This window comes from Brevundimonas sp. EYE_349, from assembly GCF_023147505.1.
GTDB lineage: Bacteria > Pseudomonadota > Alphaproteobacteria > Caulobacterales > Caulobacteraceae > Brevundimonas.
The window spans coordinates 97960-114292 of the sequence record NZ_JAHXPB010000007.1; the positions used below are offsets into that span (position 1 = coordinate 97960).

Below are 16333 nucleotides of genomic sequence, written 5' to 3' on the forward strand. Positions count from 1 at the left end.
CGCGTTCACCCCTTGGCGTGCTATTGAGCTTCATCAACCTTGGCCGAACCGGAGCCTATGTCATGATCAACAAGCGCCAGTTGGCGGGCCTTGGCTTTGGGGCTGTCGTCGTCGCCGTGTCGGCCTGCGCCCCCACCATTCGTCTGGAGGTCGCGCCGATCCAGATCTACGCCAAGCTGGACGCCGACGTGCGCGTCCGCCTGGACCAGGAGCTGCAGCAGCTGCTGCAGCAGAACCCCAATCTCTTCTGATCGCCGTTTTTTCTTGAAAGGACAGGCTGACATGACCTTACGCAAAATCTTCGTCGTCGGCGCCGCCCTGGCCGCCCTCGGTTTCGCCGGCGCCGCCATCGCCCAGACCAGCGCCCAGAAGGCCCAGATCGACCAGGCCAAGGCCGCCGGCGTCGTGGGCGAACAGGCGGACGGCTATTTGGGCTTCCGCACCTCGACCTCGGACGCCGGCCTGCGCGCCGCCGTGGACGCCACCAACGCCGGCCGCCGCGCCGCCTATGCTCGCAGCGCGACCGATGCCGGCACTTCGGCGGACGTGGCCGGCGCCCGGATGTTCGAGGCCCAGCTGCTGCCGCGCATCTCGTCCGGCCAATGGTACCGCAACGCCCAGGGCCAGTGGGTCCAGCGCTAAAACCAGAAACCCGTCACCCTCGGGCTCGTCCCGAGGGGCCACGGCCGGTTCAGCTATCCCGCGGGTCCGCTCATCCCGGCGACCGCCGGGACTCCGTGCTTTCGCATCGCTCGGCGTCGGATGACCGCCGTGATCTCAGGCGTCTTTCGGCCAGACGATGAGATTCCGGCCTTCGCCGGGATGGGCCGGAAAAGCGCGAGTGGGTGGGCGCACATGGTCGCCAAAGCTCCAGCCATCCTATTTGACGAAAGAGACAGCCGCCTTTTCAGACAGTTGAGCCGCCGGATCGTCATCTTTCCCGCCACACCTTCAAACCGGGTTATAATCTCGCCCGGTCTTTGACATCGCCATCTGCACGACTGGGACACTTGGACTCGTTGGACTGTTTTTTTGGAGTCCAACTTCCGCGTGAAACTGCGCCATCTTGCACTCGTGCAATTCAGGCCCATGAAATATCCGATAAAAAACAATGCGCTGTCGTAAGATTGCACGCATTGCACTGTTTTTTCTCAAGGGTGCAATTTCACCGCCGTCAGCGGTTCAGGCCGCCGCCGGATGTCCGGTCAGCGCGGGCGCCAGCAGGCCCTCGGTCAGAGCGCGCACCACCGGCACGGCCACCGCATCGCCCATCAGCTTCAGCGCCGCGCTTTCGCTGGCGGGCAGGCGATAGGCGTCCGAAACCCCCATCAGACGCGCCGCCTCGCGCCCGGTCAGGCGTCGCACCCTGACCCGGCCCTGGTCGCACACCACCACATATTGTCGCGACGATCCGCCCGCCGGCGTTCTCAGGCATCCGGCCAGGCCGTCGAAGCGGATCTCCAGCCGCTGCACCTTGCGGCCGTCCTCCATGCGAACCCGGCGATAGGCGGCGCCGACTGTGCGCTGGCCCGACGCCAGGGCCGCCGCGATCCGCGCCTTATGCAGGGGCGCGGCCAGCGCCAGGATCGCCTCGGGATCGTCCAGCCAGGCGACCGCCGCGTCCAGCTCCAGCACGGCGGCCAGATCAAGGTTGCGCCGGGGCGGGCGGGGCAGGGACCACCAGGCCCAGGCCGCCTTGACCATCTCGGGCAGGCGGGCGTGGGCGGCGACCAGACGGGCCGAATGGAAGGGGGCGGCAGGCCCGGACGCGCGCGGCGCCTCGCCCTTGACGGCCACCACGAACAGGCGTGGCCGCGACTGGGGCAGCCAGTGGGCGGCATCCATCTCCAGCGCCCCGACCGTATAGCCCGCCTCGACCATGGCGGCGCAGACGGCCGCGAAGTCCCGACCCTGGCCAGAGGTCAACAGGCCGATCACATTCTCCAGCACCACGAGGCGCGGCCCGCGCCCCTCGGCCGACAGCCCCTGCATCAGCCGCCAGAACCCCCAGAAGGCGCCCGACCGCCCAGCCTCTAGCCCGCCGCGCGCGCCCGCCAGGCTGACGTCCTGACAGGGCGAAGAGGCCCAGGCCAGGTCCGGTCGTCCGGGCAGGTCATCGACCGTCAGGCCCCAGACGTCGCCCTGCCGAAACGGCGTCTCGGGGTGATTGGCCGTGAAGGCCCTCGCCTTGGCCTGATCCATGTCGTTGGCGAAGATCGTATCGATCCCGGCCATGCCAAGACCGGCCAGGCCGCCGCCGGCGAAGAACTCATATGCGGTCGGGCGAATCGACATGGCCGCACCATAACCCGGCGTCGCCCCTTGACCGAGGCCGTCCGGCTTCTCACCTGCGGCCTGCCTTCATAATCCTTAACCCGGCGTCGCCCCTTGACCGAGGCCGTCCGGCTTCTCACCTGCGGCCTGCCTTCATAATCCTTGGTCGTTCGTCGAGGAGACCGCCATGCGCCCCATCCCGTTCGCCCTCGCCCTGTCCGCCGTCCTTGGCGGCCTGACCCTGGCGGGCTGCTATGACCGTGACGACGCCAAGCCCAAGGCCGCGCCGGAGCCTCAGGTCGCCGCGGTCCTGGCGGGTGTGGACCTGGGCAAGCCGGTTCGCGCCCTGGGCACGGAACCCTTCTGGAGCGTCGAGATCACCCCCGACGCCCTGATCTACACCCGCGTCGATCAACCGACCCAGCGCGCCCCCAATCGCGGCGCGACGGTCCAGGGGACGGTGGCGACCTTCGCCAGTTCGACGGATCTGAACCAGGCGCTGAACGTCACCCTGATCGCCACCGAATGTTCAGACGGGATGAGCGACCGCACCTATCCGCTGACCGCGCGGGTCGAAATCGGCGCCGACACCCTGACGGGTTGCGCCGCCTCCGTTTCGGCCATCATGAGCGCGGGCGAAAGCGGCCCCGTCGTGGATCGCCCGGCTGGCTAGGCTGTTCACCACCAGTCGGCGTCGCGCAGCATCCGGGCGTAACGTCGGCTGACCGGGGCCGACAGGCCGCCGTCCAGCGTCAGGGTGGCGCGGCCGTCGCCGCGCTCGACCCCCCGAACGGCGTCCTTGGCCACCCACCAGCTGCGGTGCGTCTGGGCGCCTTCCAACCCCTCCAGCTCCTCCACGGCGTCCGACAGCCGCATCAGGATCAGGTCCGACCCCCGGTCGGTGTGGATGCGCAGATAATGGTCCTCGGCCTGGACCGCGCGGATCGTCGCTCCTCTCAGCTTCATCGGCATCCGATCCAGAAACCGCACGGGTCGGGCCGGCGTCTCGGGCGGGGTGGCATAGGTCTGGATCGGCCGGGCGCGTCCCAGGAAGACGTTCAGCGTCGTCACCGCCGCCGTCACCACCAGGACCGGCACGACCAGTTGCGGCAGGGCCGCCAGCGGGTACAGTTGCTGGGCGAAGAACAGCCCCGTCGCCGCCCAGACGATGACGCACAGCGGCCCTGTGATCACCATGACCATGACCGCGATAGTCAGCCACGGCCGCTCGTCCGTATCCAGGAACCGGCCGACCAGCGCGCTGCACAGATGGCCCCACAGCCCGCCCAGCACCATGACCACGACCCAATAGGCCAGCCGTGGCCCGAACGCGGCGCCTGCGGATCCGAACGCCCCGGTCATCGCCAGGAAGACGCCGCCCAGAACGGCGACGATCAGGCCGCGCAGGAAGGTTCGGCGGCGCTCGGCGGCAAGGGTCGTCATGGCGGCTTTCGGCATCGGAGGATCGCGCCTTGAGATCACGATTTCTCGCCGGGCGAAAGATGGGTGGGCGTTGGCGCAAGCCGGATGGCCGTTGGCGCAATCGAGGATGCGGCGGTGGGCATGGCGGATCAGGGCGGTGCAAACGGAGATTTCCCCCATGCCTCGCCTATCCCGTCTCTGGCCGTCCGTCCTGGCCCTGTTGCTGCTGATCGTCCCGCTTGTCGCCTATCTGGTGATCGACAACGGACGGCGGGCGCGGATGGGGTTCAGCCTGCGCGTCCCGCGCTGGGACCTGTTTGCGGCTTCGCCGACGACGATCCAGATCCATGTCGCGGCGGCCGTGACGGCGCTGGCGATCGGCATCGTCCTGCTGGTCGGGGTCAAGGGGAACCGGCTGCATCGGACGTTGGGCTGGGCCTGGGTGCTGGCCATGGGCGCGACGGCGATCAGTTCGTTCTTCATTCACCAGCTCAATCCGAACGGGCCCGGCGGCCTGTCGCTGATCCATCTGCTCAGCGGCTGGACCGTGGTCGCCCTGCCGATGGCGGTCTACGCCGCGCGCCGCCACCGCGTCGCCGTCCATCGGCGCGCCATGACGGGCATGTTCGTCGGCGGGCTGATCGTCGCCGGCGCCTTCACCTTCCTGCCTGGCCGGCTGATGTGGGCGATCTTCTTCAGTCCGAACTGATCAGTCCAGCCGCGGCGACATCCCGACCACGGCCCGGAATCCCGCCGCCGCGAACCGGACCATATAGTCGCCCGCCGTCTCCAGATCGCCCGAGCGCGCCCGCCCGTTCGACAGCCGGTCCAGCCGCCCCGTCTCGCCCAGCGTCAGGGTCAGGGCGCCCGACAGATTGTGATAGCCCCAGTACAGATCCACCTCGCTGGCGTCCGGCAGGACCCGCGCGATCAGTTCGATCAGCCGGTGGATGGCCGGGTCGAAATACCGGGCCATGGTCTCGCCGCCGAAGCTGGGGTTGGCGTTGGTCTGGGCCACCAGGGCGGCATAGTGTTTCCACCCCGGCCCGCCCTTCAGCGACCATTCGAACGGCGGCCGCAGGAAGGCCTCCAGCAGCCCCTCCAGCGTCATCGCCTCGCCCGCGCCTTCGGCGTAGCGGTCGATGGCGGCGACCCGGTCTGCGTTCCACACTTCGGCCCGGCGCAGGAAGACCGCGTCGAACAGCGCGCGCTTGGCCCCGAAATAATAGTGGACCAGGGCGGTATCCACGCCCGCCTCGCGCGCCACCTCGCGGATGGTGACGCCATAGAAGCCGTGTTTGGAGAACAGGTCCTCGGCCGCGTCCAGGATCAGGTCGCGTGTCTCCCCGGCCGCCTGGGCCTTGGCCTTGGGCGGGCGCCCGCGTCTGGTCGGCGCCGCGCCCGCCGCCTTTCGACGCGCGGCGGCCACGGGGCGAGGGGCGGGCAGGGCGGCGTCGGTCTTGCTCATCCGCAGAGGCTAGGCGCGCCCCCGCGAAGGCGCAACGACCATGGCAACGGCGCCACGCTCGACCGGCCAGATGACGTCACGTCAGCACGGCGTTTGACAGCCGGGCGAAACCGGGTCAGTTTCCATGAAAATCATTGAACGCTGAATAAAAGCGTCCACGGGCTGGAAAACGACAAGGGGTTGAGATCATGAACCGTCATGTGAAGTGCGCGCTGCTGGCCGGGGCGGCGTGGGGCGTGCTTGCCGGGGCCTCTGTCGCCCAGGACGCCGAAACGAGCGCCCAGGCGGCGAGCGCCAACCAGGACACGGCGACCGTCGACGACATCGTCGTCACAGCGCGCCGCCGCGACGAACAGCTGAAGGATGTGCCGATCGCGGTTTCGGCCCTCAGCGCCGAACGTCTGGAGCAGACGGGCGCCGTCAACATCACCGCGCTTCAGCAGCAGACGCCCAACGCCACGGTCCAGATCGCGCGCGGCTCCAACTCCACCCTGATCAGCTTCATTCGCGGCGTGGGCCAGCAGGATCCGCTGTGGGGCTTCGAGCCCGGCGTGGGCCTCTATGTCGACGACGTCTATGTGGCCCGTCCGCAGGGGGCGGTGCTGGACATCTTCGACATCTCGCGCATCGAGGTGCTGCGCGGTCCGCAGGGCACGCTGTACGGTCGCAACACCATCGGCGGCGCGATCAAATACGTCACCAAACGTCTGGGCCAGGATCCCAGCCTGACGGCCCGCGCCGAGGTGGGCGCCTATAACGAGCACAACTTCCTGCTGTCGGGTTCGGTCCCGGTCGGTCAAACCTTCGCCATCGGCGGGGCGGTCGCCACCTATCAGCACGACGGCTACGGCAAGAACCTGAACACCGGTCAGGATCAGTACGACAAGGACGTCACCGCCTATCGCGCCAGCGCCGAGTGGACGCCGAACGACAACCTGTTCTTCCGCCTGGCATGGGATCGTGTCGAGGATGACTCCAGCCCCCGCCACGGCCACCGTGAAGTCACGTCTTCCGACGGCCTGTGGCGCGCGCCCGCCGGCAAGTACGACACCTATGCCGGCATCACCGGCGAGCAGAAGGTCGTGACCGAGGGCGTGGCCCTGACCGGCGAATACCGCGTCAACGACAGGCTGACGCTGAAGTCGATCACCGCCTATCGCTCGGGCGACACGGCGACGGTCATCGACTTCGACCAGACGCCGAACCCGACCCTGGACGTGCCGGCCATCTATGCCGACCACCAGTTCACCCAGGAATTCCAGGCCTTGTTCACTGGCGGGCGCTGGTCCGGCGTGGCGGGCGTCTATTATCTGGACGGAACCTCGTCCGGCGTATTCGACACCATCGCCGGCAATCTGGGCCTGTCGATCGCGGCGGCCGGTTCGGTGGACACCAAGTCCTTCTCGATCTTCGGCGACTTCAGCTACGACCTGACGGACCGCCTGCACCTGTCGCTGGGCGGCCGCTACACCCGCGACGACAAGGACGCCTCGGTCCTGCGCCAGTTCTATCTGGGCGCCACCCGCAGCCCGCTGACCGGCGGCGCGCCGCGCGCGGTCTTTGCGACCCGCACCAACTACACGGCCTCCGACACCTTCGAGAAGTTCACGCCGCGCGCCAGCCTCTCGTATGACTTCTCCGACCAGATGACCGGCTACGCCTCGGTCAGCCAGGGCTTCAAATCGGGCGGCTGGGACATGCGCGGCGACGCCGCCCTGGTGCCTCAGACGGTCAACGGCTACCAGCCCGAGACGGTCACGACCTATGAAGTCGGCCTGAAGGGTTCGGCTTTCGACCGGCGTATGAACTTCGCCTCGGCCATCTTCTACTCCGACTACAAGGATCAGCAGATCACGACCCAGCAGGTGGCCACGCCGCCCGCCGTCGGCATCGCCTCGGTGGTCGACAACGCCGGCGCCTCGACCATCTACGGCTTCGAGCTGGAAGGCTCGGCCTATCTGACCGGCGACATCACCGCCAACTTCTCACTCGGCTATCTGAAGAACGAGTTCGACGAGTTCATCACCCTGGTCACGGGCGCGCCGGTCGATATCTCGGACCAGCGCAAGCCCCAGAACTCGCCGGAATGGTCGGCCTACTACGGCATGACCTGGCGCGGCGATGTCCTGGGCGGCGAGATCCGCGTCACCCCGTCGCTGTCGTATCGCTCGGACTACCATCTGTTCGATGCGCCCGATCCGATCCTGGACCAGAAGGGCTATGTCCTGGCCGACGCCAGCGTGATCTGGACCGCGCCCAGCAAGCGCTGGGAAGTGGGTCTGTTCGGTCGCAACCTGACCGACGTCCGCTACAAGGTCGGGGGCTACAGCTTCCCCGGCGCGACCTACAACAACTCGATCAGCGCCTTCTACGGCCCGCCGACCACCTATTCGGCGCGCCTGACCTATCGGTTCTGATCGCGATCAGAGACGCCTGAGGACGAGGGGCGGCGGTTTCCGGGCCGCCGCCCCTTTGCTTTGCAGCAGGCCGAGTTACGGCTAGGCTCGCCTCAACAAGAAGAACATGCCCAGGGAAACGCCGATGACGACGGATACGCTGACGGTCGAGGACAAGGTGCGCCCGGAGCGGCCCGGCTACCGCTACTATGTGTTGGCGGTCCTGATCCTGATCTACATGCTGAATTTCCTGGATCGCCAGATCATCGGCATTCTGGCCGCGCCGCTGAAGGCCGAGTTCGGCATGTCGGACAGCCAGTTCGGTCTGTTGGGCGGCATCGCCTTCGCCTCGGTCTATTCGACATTGGCCATTCCCCTGGCCTGGCTGGCGGATCGATTCAGCCGGGTCTGGATCATGACTGGCGCCCTGGCCGTATGGTCGGGCTTCACCGCCCTGTGCGGCATGGCCGGGTCGTTCGGCCAGCTGTTCCTGTGCCGGATGGGCGTCGGTATCGGCGAGGCGGGCGGAGTGGCGCCGGCCTATTCGCTGATCGCCGACTACTTCCCGCCGCATCAGCGGGCGCGAGCCATGGCGGCCTTCGCCTTCGGCATTCCGCTGGGCATGGCGGCGGGCACGCTTGTCGGGGGGCTGCTGGCGGCGACCTATGGCTGGCGTACGGCCTTCATCGTGGTCGGCCTTCTGGGCGTGCTGGTTGCGCCGCTGCTGCGCCTGACGGTGCGCGACCCCAAGCGGGGCGGGACCGATGTGGCCAAGACCGAAGCCCAGGTCGCGGCTCTGGCCGCCGCCCCCCTCGGCGTGGACCGGGCCGGCAAGATCGCCGCCCAGATCATGCTGGGCCTGGGTGTCGGCCTGCTGGTGCTGGCCGCCCTGAACTGGCTGATGGGAATGTCGCTGGGCAATCCGCTGGTGCTCGCCTTTGGCGGCCTGCTGGCCGTGGTGATCGGCGTCTCGCTGATGATCGCGCGGCGCACGGCCTCGCTGGTGATCAGGAAGCCCAGCTTCTGGCTTTTGGCGCTCGGCGCGGCCTCGTCTTCGGTGTGCGGCTACGGCGTCGCCGGCTGGTTGCCCCTGTTCTTCATGCGCAGCTTCGACCTGACCCTGAAACAGACCAGCGTCTATTACGCCGGCATCGCCCTGATCGGCGGCATCCTAGGAATCTGGTTGGGCGGCATGATCGCCGACAAACTGTCGAAAAGGGGCAAGGGCGCCTATCCGCTGACGCCCGCCGTCGCCTTCCTGATCTCCGCGCCCTGTTTCATCCTGGCGATGAACTCGCCTTGGCTGATCGGCCTGGTCCTGCCCGGCGGCGGCAGCCATGTGCAGCAACTGACGCTGGCCTTCTTCATCTTCCTGCTGCCGACAGGGCTGAACCTGGCTTGGCTGGGTCCAATCACGGCGGCGATCCAGCATCTGGTGCCGGCGGCCATGCGCTCGACCGCCTCGGCCCTGTTCCTCTTGCTGAACAATCTGCTGGGGATCGCGGTCGGCTTCTATTATTTCGGCTGGATGAGCGACCTTCTGGCGCCGCGCTTTGGCGAGGAGAGCCTGCGCTGGGCCATCTACACCGGCATGGGCTTCTATGTGCTGGCGGCGATCCTGCTGATCGGGGCCTCACGCACGCTGAAACGCGACTGGGTCGACTAAATTCCCGCTTCACATACTGTTGCACCCGCGAAGGGGCGGGGCCTATAAGCCCCGCAACTCTCCCCAGCGAAGATTGCGGCGGTTTCCATGAACATCCACGAATATCAGGCCAAGCAGGTCCTCAAAGGCTTCGGGGCCCCCGTCGCCGAAGGCGTCGCGGTGACGTCGGTCGATCAGGTCGAGGCGGCCGCCAAGTCCCTGCCCGGCCCGCTCTATGTCGTGAAGTCGCAAATCCACGCCGGCGGACGCGGCAAGGGCAAGTTCAAGGAACTGCCGGCCGACGCCAAGGGCGGCGTGCGCCTGGCCTTCTCGGTCGAGGAAGCTGTCGCCCACGCCAAGGAAATGCTGGGCAACACCCTGGTCACCGCCCAGACGGGCGAGGCCGGCAAACAGGTCAACCGCCTCTATATCGAGGACGGCGCCGACATTGATCGTGAACTGTACTGCTCGCTGCTGGTCGACCGCGCCTATGGCCGCATCGCCTTCGTCGTCTCGACCGAGGGCGGCATGGACATCGAAACCGTCGCCCACGACACGCCCGAAAAGATCCAGAACATCGTGATCGACCCGAGCGCGGGTGTGACCGACGCCGACGTCGCCGCCATCACCGCCGCCTACGGCCTGACGGGCGCCGCCGCCGAAGACGCCAAGTCGCTGTTCCCCGCCCTGTACAAGGCCTTCGTCGAGAAGGACATGGACATGTTGGAGGTGAACCCGCTCATCGTCATGAAGGACGGCCATCTGCGCGTCCTGGACGCCAAGGTCAGCTTCGACGGCAACGCCCTGTTCCGCCACGACGACATCAAGGCCCTGCGCGACGAGACCGAGGAAGACGCCAAGGAAATCGAAGCGTCCAAGTGGGACCTCGCCTACGTCTCGCTGGACGGCAACATCGGCTGCATGGTCAACGGCGCCGGCCTGGCCATGGCTACGATGGACATCATCAAGCTGTACGGCAAGGAGCCGGCCAACTTCTGCGACGTCGGCGGCGGCGCCGGCAAGGAGAAGGTCGCGGCGGCCTTCAAGATCATCACCGCCGATCCGAACGTCCAGGGCATTCTGGTCAACATCTTCGGCGGCATCATGAAGTGCGACGTCATCGCCGAGGGCGTGGTCGCGGCCGTGAAGGAAGTGGGCCTCAAGGTGCCGCTGGTCGTGCGTCTGGAAGGCACCAACGCCGAGCTGGGCAAGAAAATCCTGAACGAGTCGGGCTTGACCATTCAGGCCGCCGACGACCTGGACGACGCCGCCCAGAAGATCGTCGCCGCGGTCGGCTGACCCTTCGATAACCGGCGGCCGGGACCAGACGATGACACGGTTCGATGTCGTCGCCATGGCCCTGGCCCCCGAACGGCACATCGGCGTCTTCGTCGATCATTACCGGGCGAGGGGCGCCCAGCGTGTGCGGGTCTATTTCGACGGGCCCGCCTCGGCCGCCCCCCGGCCGAACGCCGTCGGCCTGTCCGACGATGAACTGACCCTCTGCGACGACGCCTTCTGGGGCGCGCGCGGCGGTCGCCCCGCCTCGGTCGAGGCCCGCCAACGCATTGTCTATGCCGACGCCTATCGCGACCTGCAGGCCGACTGGCTGGTGGTCGTGGACATCGACGAACTGATCTTCGGGCCGGTCGACCTGGCCGCCGCGCTTCAGGCCGTGCCCGCCGGGCGCGGTCTGGCGGTCTTTCCCACGGTCGAGGCGGTGTGGCGGGCCGGCGACGACCTGAACCGCGAGTACGGCGCCGTCCTGGCGCGCAAATCCTATAGCGGGCCGTGCTGGTCCGAGCTTGGCCATCTGCTCTATCCGGGCGGGGGCGCCTTCTTCGTGCGCGGCCTGCTGGGCCACCACATGGGCAAATATGCGGTGCGGCGCGGTCTGGACTGCACCACCCCCTGCATTCACGAAGCCAAGCGGAACGAGGTTCCGTTGAAGGCCGCGCGACTCCGCGACCCACGCACCAATCGGCCCGTGTGGTTGCTGCACTACGACGCCATCAGCCTGGACGCCTGGCGGGCCAAGTGGGATCGGCGCCTGGCCGCTGGCGACACGGTCGAGATCGGGCGCCGCCGTTGTCGCCAACAGGCGACCTATGCCGCCGCGCGCGAGACCGGCGGAGAGTGCGCCCTGTTCTCCCGGCTTTACAGCATGAACCGCGTGCAGGAGGCGGCCCTGCGCGTCCTGGGCCTGCTGCTGGACATCCCGCCGTCCCCGCGTTCCGTGCGCGACTGACTTGCCTGTACAGGCTCCACGGCCTATGTGCTCCACATAACCCGTGTAACCCATGACCCGAAACATCACCCTCGCCATCGACGACGCCCTGCTCGACAAGGTGCGTGTTCTGGCCGCCATGAAGCGGACGACGGTCAACGAGGCGGTGCGCGGTTTCCTGACCCAGTGGGTCGAGCAGGAAACCTCGAAGGACGAGGCGCGCGAGGCGCTGTTGAAGCTGATAGACGAATCCGAGGGCCGTATGGGCGATTGGCGTCCCGGAAAGCGCGACGAAATCTACAGTGGGGATCGTCGGTTTGATCGCTAATTCCGAGGTCTTTCTCGACACCAACATCCTGCTTTACGCCGCCTTGGGGCAGCAGCACGCGGGCCGTCGTTGGGAGCGGGCGCGCGAGATCGCGCTGACTGAGGACTATTGCACCTCGGGCCAGGTGCTGGCCGAATTCTACAATATCGCCACGCGCAGGGGCGCCCCGCCGCTCACCTTGGATCAGGCGCGGGAGTGGATTCGCGTCATCGCCTTGAAGCCCTGCCAGCCGATCACGCCCGAAGTGGTCGTGGCGGGCGTCGACAACGCGCGTCGCTACCAACTGTCCTACTGGGATGGCGCGATCATCGCCGCCGCCGAGAAGATCGGAGCCAAAATTCTCTATTCCGAAGATTTGAATCACGGTCAGACCTACGGGTCGGTCCGCGTTGAAAACCCTTTCCTTCCCGCCTGACCAAAGAAGCGAGCCAATATGTCCATCCTCGTCGACAAGAACACCAAGATCATCGTTCAGGGCCTGACCGGCAAGACCGGCGGCTTCCACACCGAACAGGCCCTGGCCTATCACGGCACCCAGATGGTCGCCGGCGTGCACCCGACCAAGGGCGGCACGAACTGGACGGGCTCGCACGGCGAAACCCTGCCGATCTACGCCTCGGTCGCCGAAGCCAAGGACGCGACGGGCGCTGACGCCTCGGTCATCTACGTCCCGCCGTCGGGCGCGGCGGCCGCCATCATCGAGGCCATCGACGCCGAGATTCCCTTCATCACCTGCATCACCGAAGGCATCCCGGTGGTGGACATGGTCAAGGTGAAGCGCCGCCTGGAAGGCTCCAAGTCGCGCCTCCTGGGTCCGAACTGCCCGGGCATCCTGACGCCGGACGAGTGCAAGATCGGCATCATGCCGGGCAATATCTTCAAGAAGGGCTCGGTCGGCATCGTGTCGCGTTCGGGCACCCTGACCTATGAAGCCGTGTTCCAGACCACCAATGAAGGCCTGGGCCAGACCACGGCCGTCGGCATCGGCGGCGACCCGGTCAAGGGCACCGAGTTCATCGACGTGCTGGAACTGTTCCTGGCCGACGAAGAGACCACCTCGATCATCATGATCGGCGAAATCGGCGGCGGGGCCGAAGAAGACGCCGCCCAGTTCCTGATCGACGAAGCCAAGAAGGGCCGCAAGAAGCCGATGGCCGGCTTCATCGCGGGCCGGACCGCTCCGAAGGGCCGCACGATGGGCCACGCCGGCGCCGTCGTCTCGGGCGGCAAGGGCGATGCGGAATCCAAGATCGCGGCGATGGAAGCCGCCGGCATCCGCATGTCGGAATCGCCGGCTCGCCTGGGCAAGACCCTGGTGGACGTGCTGAAGGGCTGATGCTCTCTGCCTGATGGCGTTTCGGCATCAAAAATGCCGTGTGACGCATCGATGGACGCCCTCGGCTCAGGCTGGGGGCGTTTTTTCTTGGGCCTGCGACCAAATTCCTACCAAAATGCCCCGTTTCGGTCATGACCCATAAGGAAACGACGCCTATATGACGGGCGCGCCCCTCACGGAGATGTGTCCGTCGGGCCCAGGGATTGCGAAACGATGGCGGACGATGCCGGTCGGCTGAACCAGGTCTTTGCCGAGACCTCCTTCCTCTACGGGTCCAATGCGGCCTATATCGAGGAGCTTCACGAGAAATGGGCCAACGACCCTGGCTCGGTCTCGGCGGAGTGGAAGGCCTTCTTCGACCAGCTTCGCGACAACGCCGCCAGCGTGAAGGCCTCGGCCGAGGCCGGCGCCTGGGGCCGCGACACCGCCACGGAGCCCAGCGAGGCGACCGCCGTCTTCGACGGCCGCTGGCCGGCCCCCAAACCCGATCCCAAGAAGCCTGCCGCCGCCGCTGCTGCGCCCGCCGCCGCCGCCGCTGCGCCGGCCGAGGTTTCGGCCGACGTCATCCGCGCCGCCGCTCATGATTCCATCCGCGCCCTGATGCTGATCCGCAGCTATCGGGTGCGTGGCCACCTGCAGGCCAAGCTGGACCCGCTGGGCATCGAACAGCCGGTCGAGAACCCCGAGCTGACGCCTGAATTCTACGGTTTCACGGGCGCCGATCTGGACCGCCCGATCTTTCTGGACGGGGTGCTGGGCCTGCAGACCGGCACGATCCGTGAAGTGCTGGACATCCTGAAGCGCACCTATTGCGGCACGGTCGGCATCCAGTTCATGCACATCGCCGAGCCGGAGGAGAAATCCTGGCTGCAGCAGCGGTTCGAGGGCGCCGACAAGTTCGAACAGAACGCCTTCTCCAAGGAAGGCAAGCTGGCCATCCTGTCCAAGCTGGTCGAGGCGGAAGGCTTCGAGCGCTTCCTGCACAAACGCTTCCCCGGCACCAAGCGGTTCGGCCTGGACGGCGGCGAGGCCATGGTCCCGGCGCTGGAGCAGGTCATCAAGCGCGGCGGTTCGCTGGGCGTCGACGAGGTCGTGCTGGGCATGGCCCACCGGGGCCGCCTGAACGTGCTGGCCGCCGTGATGGGCAAGCCTTACAAGGTCATCTTCCACGAGTTCCAGGGCGGTTCGGCCGTGCCGAGCGACATCGAGGGTTCGGGCGACGTCAAATACCACATGGGCGCCTCGTCGAACCGCGAGTTCGACGGCAATCACGTCCACCTGTCGCTGACCGCCAACCCGTCGCACCTTGAGATCGTCAACCCGGTCGTGCTGGGCAAGGCGCGCGCCAAACAGGCGTTCGACATCCGCGAGGCCAACGAGGGCGTGCCGGAAGGCCAGTGGGCGCTGGATCGCTCCAAGGTCGTGCCGCTGCTGATCCACGGCGACGCCGCCTTCGCCGGCCAAGGCGTGGTGGCCGAATGTTTCGCCTTGATGGGGCTGAAGGGCTACCGTACCGGCGGCACGCTTCACTTTGTCATCAACAACCAGATCGGCTTCACCACCAGCCCGCGCAACTCGCGCTCGTCGCCCTATCCGTCGGACGTGGCGCTGATGGTCCAGGCGCCGATCTTCCACGTGAACGGCGATGACCCTGAAGCGGTTGTCTTCGCCTCCAAGGTGGCCACCGAATACCGCCAGAAGTTCCACAAGGACGTGGTGGTGGACATGTTCTGCTACCGCCGCTTCGGCCACAACGAAGGCGACGATCCCACCTTCACCCAGCCGCTGATGTATTCGAAGATCCGCGCCCAGCCCTCGACCCGCGAACTCTATTCGCAGCGTCTGGTCGCCGAGGGCGTGGTCACCCAGGAGCAGGTGGACGCCGAGGTCGAGCGGTTCGAGAAATTCCTCGACGAACAGTTCGAGGCCGGCAAGACCTGGACCGCCGAGAAGGCTGACTGGCTGGACGGCCAGTGGCAGGGCTTCCAGACGCCCAAGGACGAGCTGCGTGGCGACACCGCCGTGCCGCTGGCCAAGCTGACGGATCTGGGCCACCGCCTGACCACCATTCCCAACAGCGTCGACATGCACAAGACGCTGAAGCGGGTCATCGACGGTCGGCGCGAAGCCATCACCTCGGGCCAGGGCCTGGACTGGGCCACGGCCGAGAGTCTGGCTTTCGCCAGCCTTGTCGACGAAGGCTTCCCGATCCGCCTGTCGGGCCAGGATTCGGTGCGCGGCACCTTCTCGCAGCGTCACTCGGGCATCATCGATCAGACGACCGAAGAGCGCTACATCCCGCTGAACAACCTGCGCGAAGGCCAGGCCAATTTTGAAGTCATCGACTCGGCCCTGTCCGAAGAGGCGGTGCTGGGCTTTGAATACGGCTACTCGCTGGCCGATCCGAATACGCTGGTCATGTGGGAAGCCCAGTTCGGCGACTTCGTAAACGGCGCCCAGGTGGTGATCGACCAGTTCATCTCGTCGGGCGAACGCAAATGGCTGCGCATGAGCGGCCTGACCATGCTGCTGCCCCACGGCTACGAAGGCCAGGGGCCGGAACACTCCTCGGCCCGTCTGGAGCGCTTCCTGCAGGCTTGCGCCGAGGACAATATGCAGGTCGCCAACTGCACGACCCCGGCCAACTATTTCCACATCCTGCGTCGCCAGCTGCACAGGCCGTTCCGCAAGCCGCTGATCCTGATGACGCCCAAGTCCTTGCTGCGCCACAAGAAGGCGGTCTCGTCCATGGCGGAGCTGGCGGAGGGCTCGGCCTTCCACCGCGTCCTGCACGATGACGCACAGACGCGGCCCGAGATCGCCGGGATCACCATCAAGGCGGACAAGGACATCCGTCGCGTCATCCTGTGCTCGGGCAAGGTCTATTACGACCTGCTAGATGCGCGCGAGAAGAAGTCCAAGGACGGTCAGGCGGTGGACGATGTCTACATCCTGCGTCTGGAGCAGTTCTATCCGTGGCCGATGCAGTCGTTGCGCAAGGAACTGGCCCGCTTCCCCAACGCCGAACTGGTCTGGTGCCAGGAAGAGCCGAAGAACATGGGGGGCTGGACCTTCGTTGATCCGTGGCTGGAGCTGACCCTGGACAAGCTGGACATCAAGGCCAAGCGCGCCCGCTACGTCGGCCGTCCCGGATCGGCCTCGACCGCCGCCGGGCTGATGAGCCGACACCTTAAGGAACTGGAAGCCTTCACCACTGAAGCCTTCGCCTGATACACG

General features: G+C 66.8%; 15 protein-coding genes. 12 read left to right on the forward strand and 3 right to left on the reverse strand.

Going from position 1 to position 16333, the window contains the following annotated elements; genetic code table 11:
• The first annotated feature begins 62 nt into the window (after positions 1 to 62).
• Together KZX42_RS13445 and KZX42_RS13450 are read left to right on the forward strand one after the other, a co-directional pair.
• Positions 63 to 251: a YnbE family lipoprotein gene (locus KZX42_RS13445; RefSeq protein ID WP_248120021.1), complete on the forward strand. Its 189-nt coding sequence runs from the start codon at positions 63 to 65 to the stop codon at positions 249 to 251.
• A gap of 31 nt (positions 252 to 282) precedes the next feature.
• Positions 283 to 642, forward strand: coding sequence for a YdbL family protein (locus KZX42_RS13450; protein WP_282438951.1), 360 nt, complete (start codon positions 283 to 285; stop codon positions 640 to 642).
• Positions 643 to 1182: 540 nt separating this feature from the next.
• On the opposite strand, the gene KZX42_RS13455 is transcribed toward KZX42_RS13450, so the two are convergent.
• Positions 1183 to 2295, reverse strand: coding sequence for a DNA cytosine methyltransferase (locus KZX42_RS13455; protein ID WP_248120023.1), 1113 nt, complete (start codon positions 2293 to 2295; stop codon positions 1183 to 1185).
• Between the two features lie 166 nt (positions 2296 to 2461).
• Between KZX42_RS13455 and KZX42_RS13460 the strand changes: the two genes are divergently transcribed.
• Positions 2462 to 2947, forward strand: coding sequence for a hypothetical protein (locus KZX42_RS13460; RefSeq protein ID WP_248120025.1), 486 nt, complete (start codon positions 2462 to 2464; stop codon positions 2945 to 2947).
• Positions 2948 to 2952: 5 nt separating this feature from the next.
• On the opposite strand, the gene KZX42_RS13465 is transcribed toward KZX42_RS13460, so the two are convergent.
• Positions 2953 to 3717, reverse strand: coding sequence for a LytTR family DNA-binding domain-containing protein (locus KZX42_RS13465; RefSeq protein WP_248120027.1), 765 nt, complete (start codon positions 3715 to 3717; stop codon positions 2953 to 2955).
• 157 nt (positions 3718 to 3874) lie between these two features.
• On the opposite strand from KZX42_RS13465, the gene KZX42_RS13470 reads away from it, so the two are divergent.
• Positions 3875 to 4405: a DUF2306 domain-containing protein gene (locus tag KZX42_RS13470; RefSeq protein WP_248120029.1), complete on the forward strand. Its 531-nt coding sequence runs from the start codon at positions 3875 to 3877 to the stop codon at positions 4403 to 4405.
• Here the strand turns inward: KZX42_RS13470 and KZX42_RS13475 are convergent, their stop codons facing one another.
• Positions 4406 to 5164 (reverse strand): TetR/AcrR family transcriptional regulator, encoded by a 759-nt coding sequence (locus tag KZX42_RS13475; protein WP_248120031.1) that lies wholly within the window; start codon positions 5162 to 5164, stop codon positions 4406 to 4408.
• Positions 5165 to 5352: 188 nt separating this feature from the next.
• Here KZX42_RS13475 and KZX42_RS13480 point away from each other — a divergent pair, with 188 nt between their 5' ends.
• The 8 genes from KZX42_RS13480 to KZX42_RS13515 all read left to right on the forward strand — a co-directional run bounded on the left by KZX42_RS13480 (position 5353) and on the right by KZX42_RS13515 (position 16327).
• A complete protein-coding gene (locus KZX42_RS13480) occupies positions 5353 to 7581 on the forward strand; it encodes a TonB-dependent receptor (protein ID WP_248120033.1) in 2229 nt (742 codons plus the stop codon).
• 124 nt (positions 7582 to 7705) lie between these two features.
• Positions 7706 to 9226 carry an MFS transporter gene (locus tag KZX42_RS13485; protein ID WP_248120035.1) on the forward strand — a complete coding sequence of 507 codons (1521 nt, stop codon included), beginning with the start codon at positions 7706 to 7708 and terminating at the stop codon, positions 9224 to 9226.
• Positions 9227 to 9313: 87 nt separating this feature from the next.
• Positions 9314 to 10504 (forward strand): ADP-forming succinate--CoA ligase subunit beta, encoded by a 1191-nt coding sequence (gene sucC / locus KZX42_RS13490; protein ID WP_248120037.1) that lies wholly within the window; start codon positions 9314 to 9316, stop codon positions 10502 to 10504.
• A 31-nt stretch (positions 10505 to 10535) separates the two neighbouring features.
• Positions 10536 to 11453 carry a hypothetical protein gene (locus tag KZX42_RS13495; RefSeq protein ID WP_248120039.1) on the forward strand — a complete coding sequence of 306 codons (918 nt, stop codon included), beginning with the start codon at positions 10536 to 10538 and terminating at the stop codon, positions 11451 to 11453.
• Positions 11454 to 11505: 52 nt separating this feature from the next.
• Positions 11506 to 11760, forward strand: a complete 255-nt coding sequence (locus KZX42_RS13500; RefSeq protein ID WP_248120041.1) for a hypothetical protein — start codon at positions 11506 to 11508, stop codon at positions 11758 to 11760.
• Entirely contained in the window at positions 11750 to 12175 is a 426-nt protein-coding gene (locus KZX42_RS13505) for a PIN domain-containing protein (RefSeq protein WP_248120043.1), read from the forward strand. The genes KZX42_RS13500 and KZX42_RS13505 overlap by 11 nt, the downstream gene beginning before the upstream one ends.
• An 18-nt stretch (positions 12176 to 12193) precedes the next feature.
• Entirely contained in the window at positions 12194 to 13096 is a 903-nt protein-coding gene (gene sucD, locus KZX42_RS13510; protein WP_248120045.1) for a succinate--CoA ligase subunit alpha, read from the forward strand.
• A gap of 213 nt (positions 13097 to 13309) precedes the next feature.
• The gene (locus KZX42_RS13515) at positions 13310 to 16327 is read left to right on the forward strand and encodes a 2-oxoglutarate dehydrogenase E1 component (RefSeq protein WP_248120047.1); all 3018 of its coding nucleotides are present in this window, start codon (positions 13310 to 13312) and stop codon (positions 16325 to 16327) included.
• The last annotated feature ends 6 nt before the right edge of the window (positions 16328 to 16333 follow it).

What these genes read in the sequence shown, in the direction of transcription:
- KZX42_RS13460 (WP_248120025.1), top strand. Translation starts at nt 2,462, where the DNA reads ATGCGCCCCATCCCGTTCGCCCTCGCCCTGTCCGCCGTCCTTGGCGGC.
- KZX42_RS13480 (WP_248120033.1), top strand. Translation starts at nt 5,353, where the DNA reads ATGAACCGTCATGTGAAGTGCGCGCTGCTGGCCGGGGCGGCGTGGGGC.
- KZX42_RS13485 (WP_248120035.1), top strand. Translation starts at nt 7,706, where the DNA reads ATGACGACGGATACGCTGACGGTCGAGGACAAGGTGCGCCCGGAGCGG.
- KZX42_RS13515 (WP_248120047.1), top strand. Translation starts at nt 13,310, where the DNA reads ATGGCGGACGATGCCGGTCGGCTGAACCAGGTCTTTGCCGAGACCTCC.
- sucD (WP_248120045.1), top strand. Translation starts at nt 12,194, where the DNA reads ATGTCCATCCTCGTCGACAAGAACACCAAGATCATCGTTCAGGGCCTG.
- KZX42_RS13495 (WP_248120039.1), top strand. Translation starts at nt 10,536, where the DNA reads ATGACACGGTTCGATGTCGTCGCCATGGCCCTGGCCCCCGAACGGCAC.
- KZX42_RS13465 (WP_248120027.1), bottom strand. Translation starts at nt 3,717, where the DNA reads ATGACGACCCTTGCCGCCGAGCGCCGCCGAACCTTCCTGCGCGGCCTG.
- KZX42_RS13475 (WP_248120031.1), bottom strand. Translation starts at nt 5,164, where the DNA reads ATGAGCAAGACCGACGCCGCCCTGCCCGCCCCTCGCCCCGTGGCCGCC.
- KZX42_RS13455 (WP_248120023.1), bottom strand. Translation starts at nt 2,295, where the DNA reads ATGTCGATTCGCCCGACCGCATATGAGTTCTTCGCCGGCGGCGGCCTG.
- KZX42_RS13500 (WP_248120041.1), top strand. Translation starts at nt 11,506, where the DNA reads ATGACCCGAAACATCACCCTCGCCATCGACGACGCCCTGCTCGACAAG.
- KZX42_RS13445 (WP_248120021.1), top strand. Translation starts at nt 63, where the DNA reads ATGATCAACAAGCGCCAGTTGGCGGGCCTTGGCTTTGGGGCTGTCGTC.
- KZX42_RS13470 (WP_248120029.1), top strand. Translation starts at nt 3,875, where the DNA reads ATGCCTCGCCTATCCCGTCTCTGGCCGTCCGTCCTGGCCCTGTTGCTG.
- sucC (WP_248120037.1), top strand. Translation starts at nt 9,314, where the DNA reads ATGAACATCCACGAATATCAGGCCAAGCAGGTCCTCAAAGGCTTCGGG.
- KZX42_RS13450 (WP_282438951.1), top strand. Translation starts at nt 283, where the DNA reads ATGACCTTACGCAAAATCTTCGTCGTCGGCGCCGCCCTGGCCGCCCTC.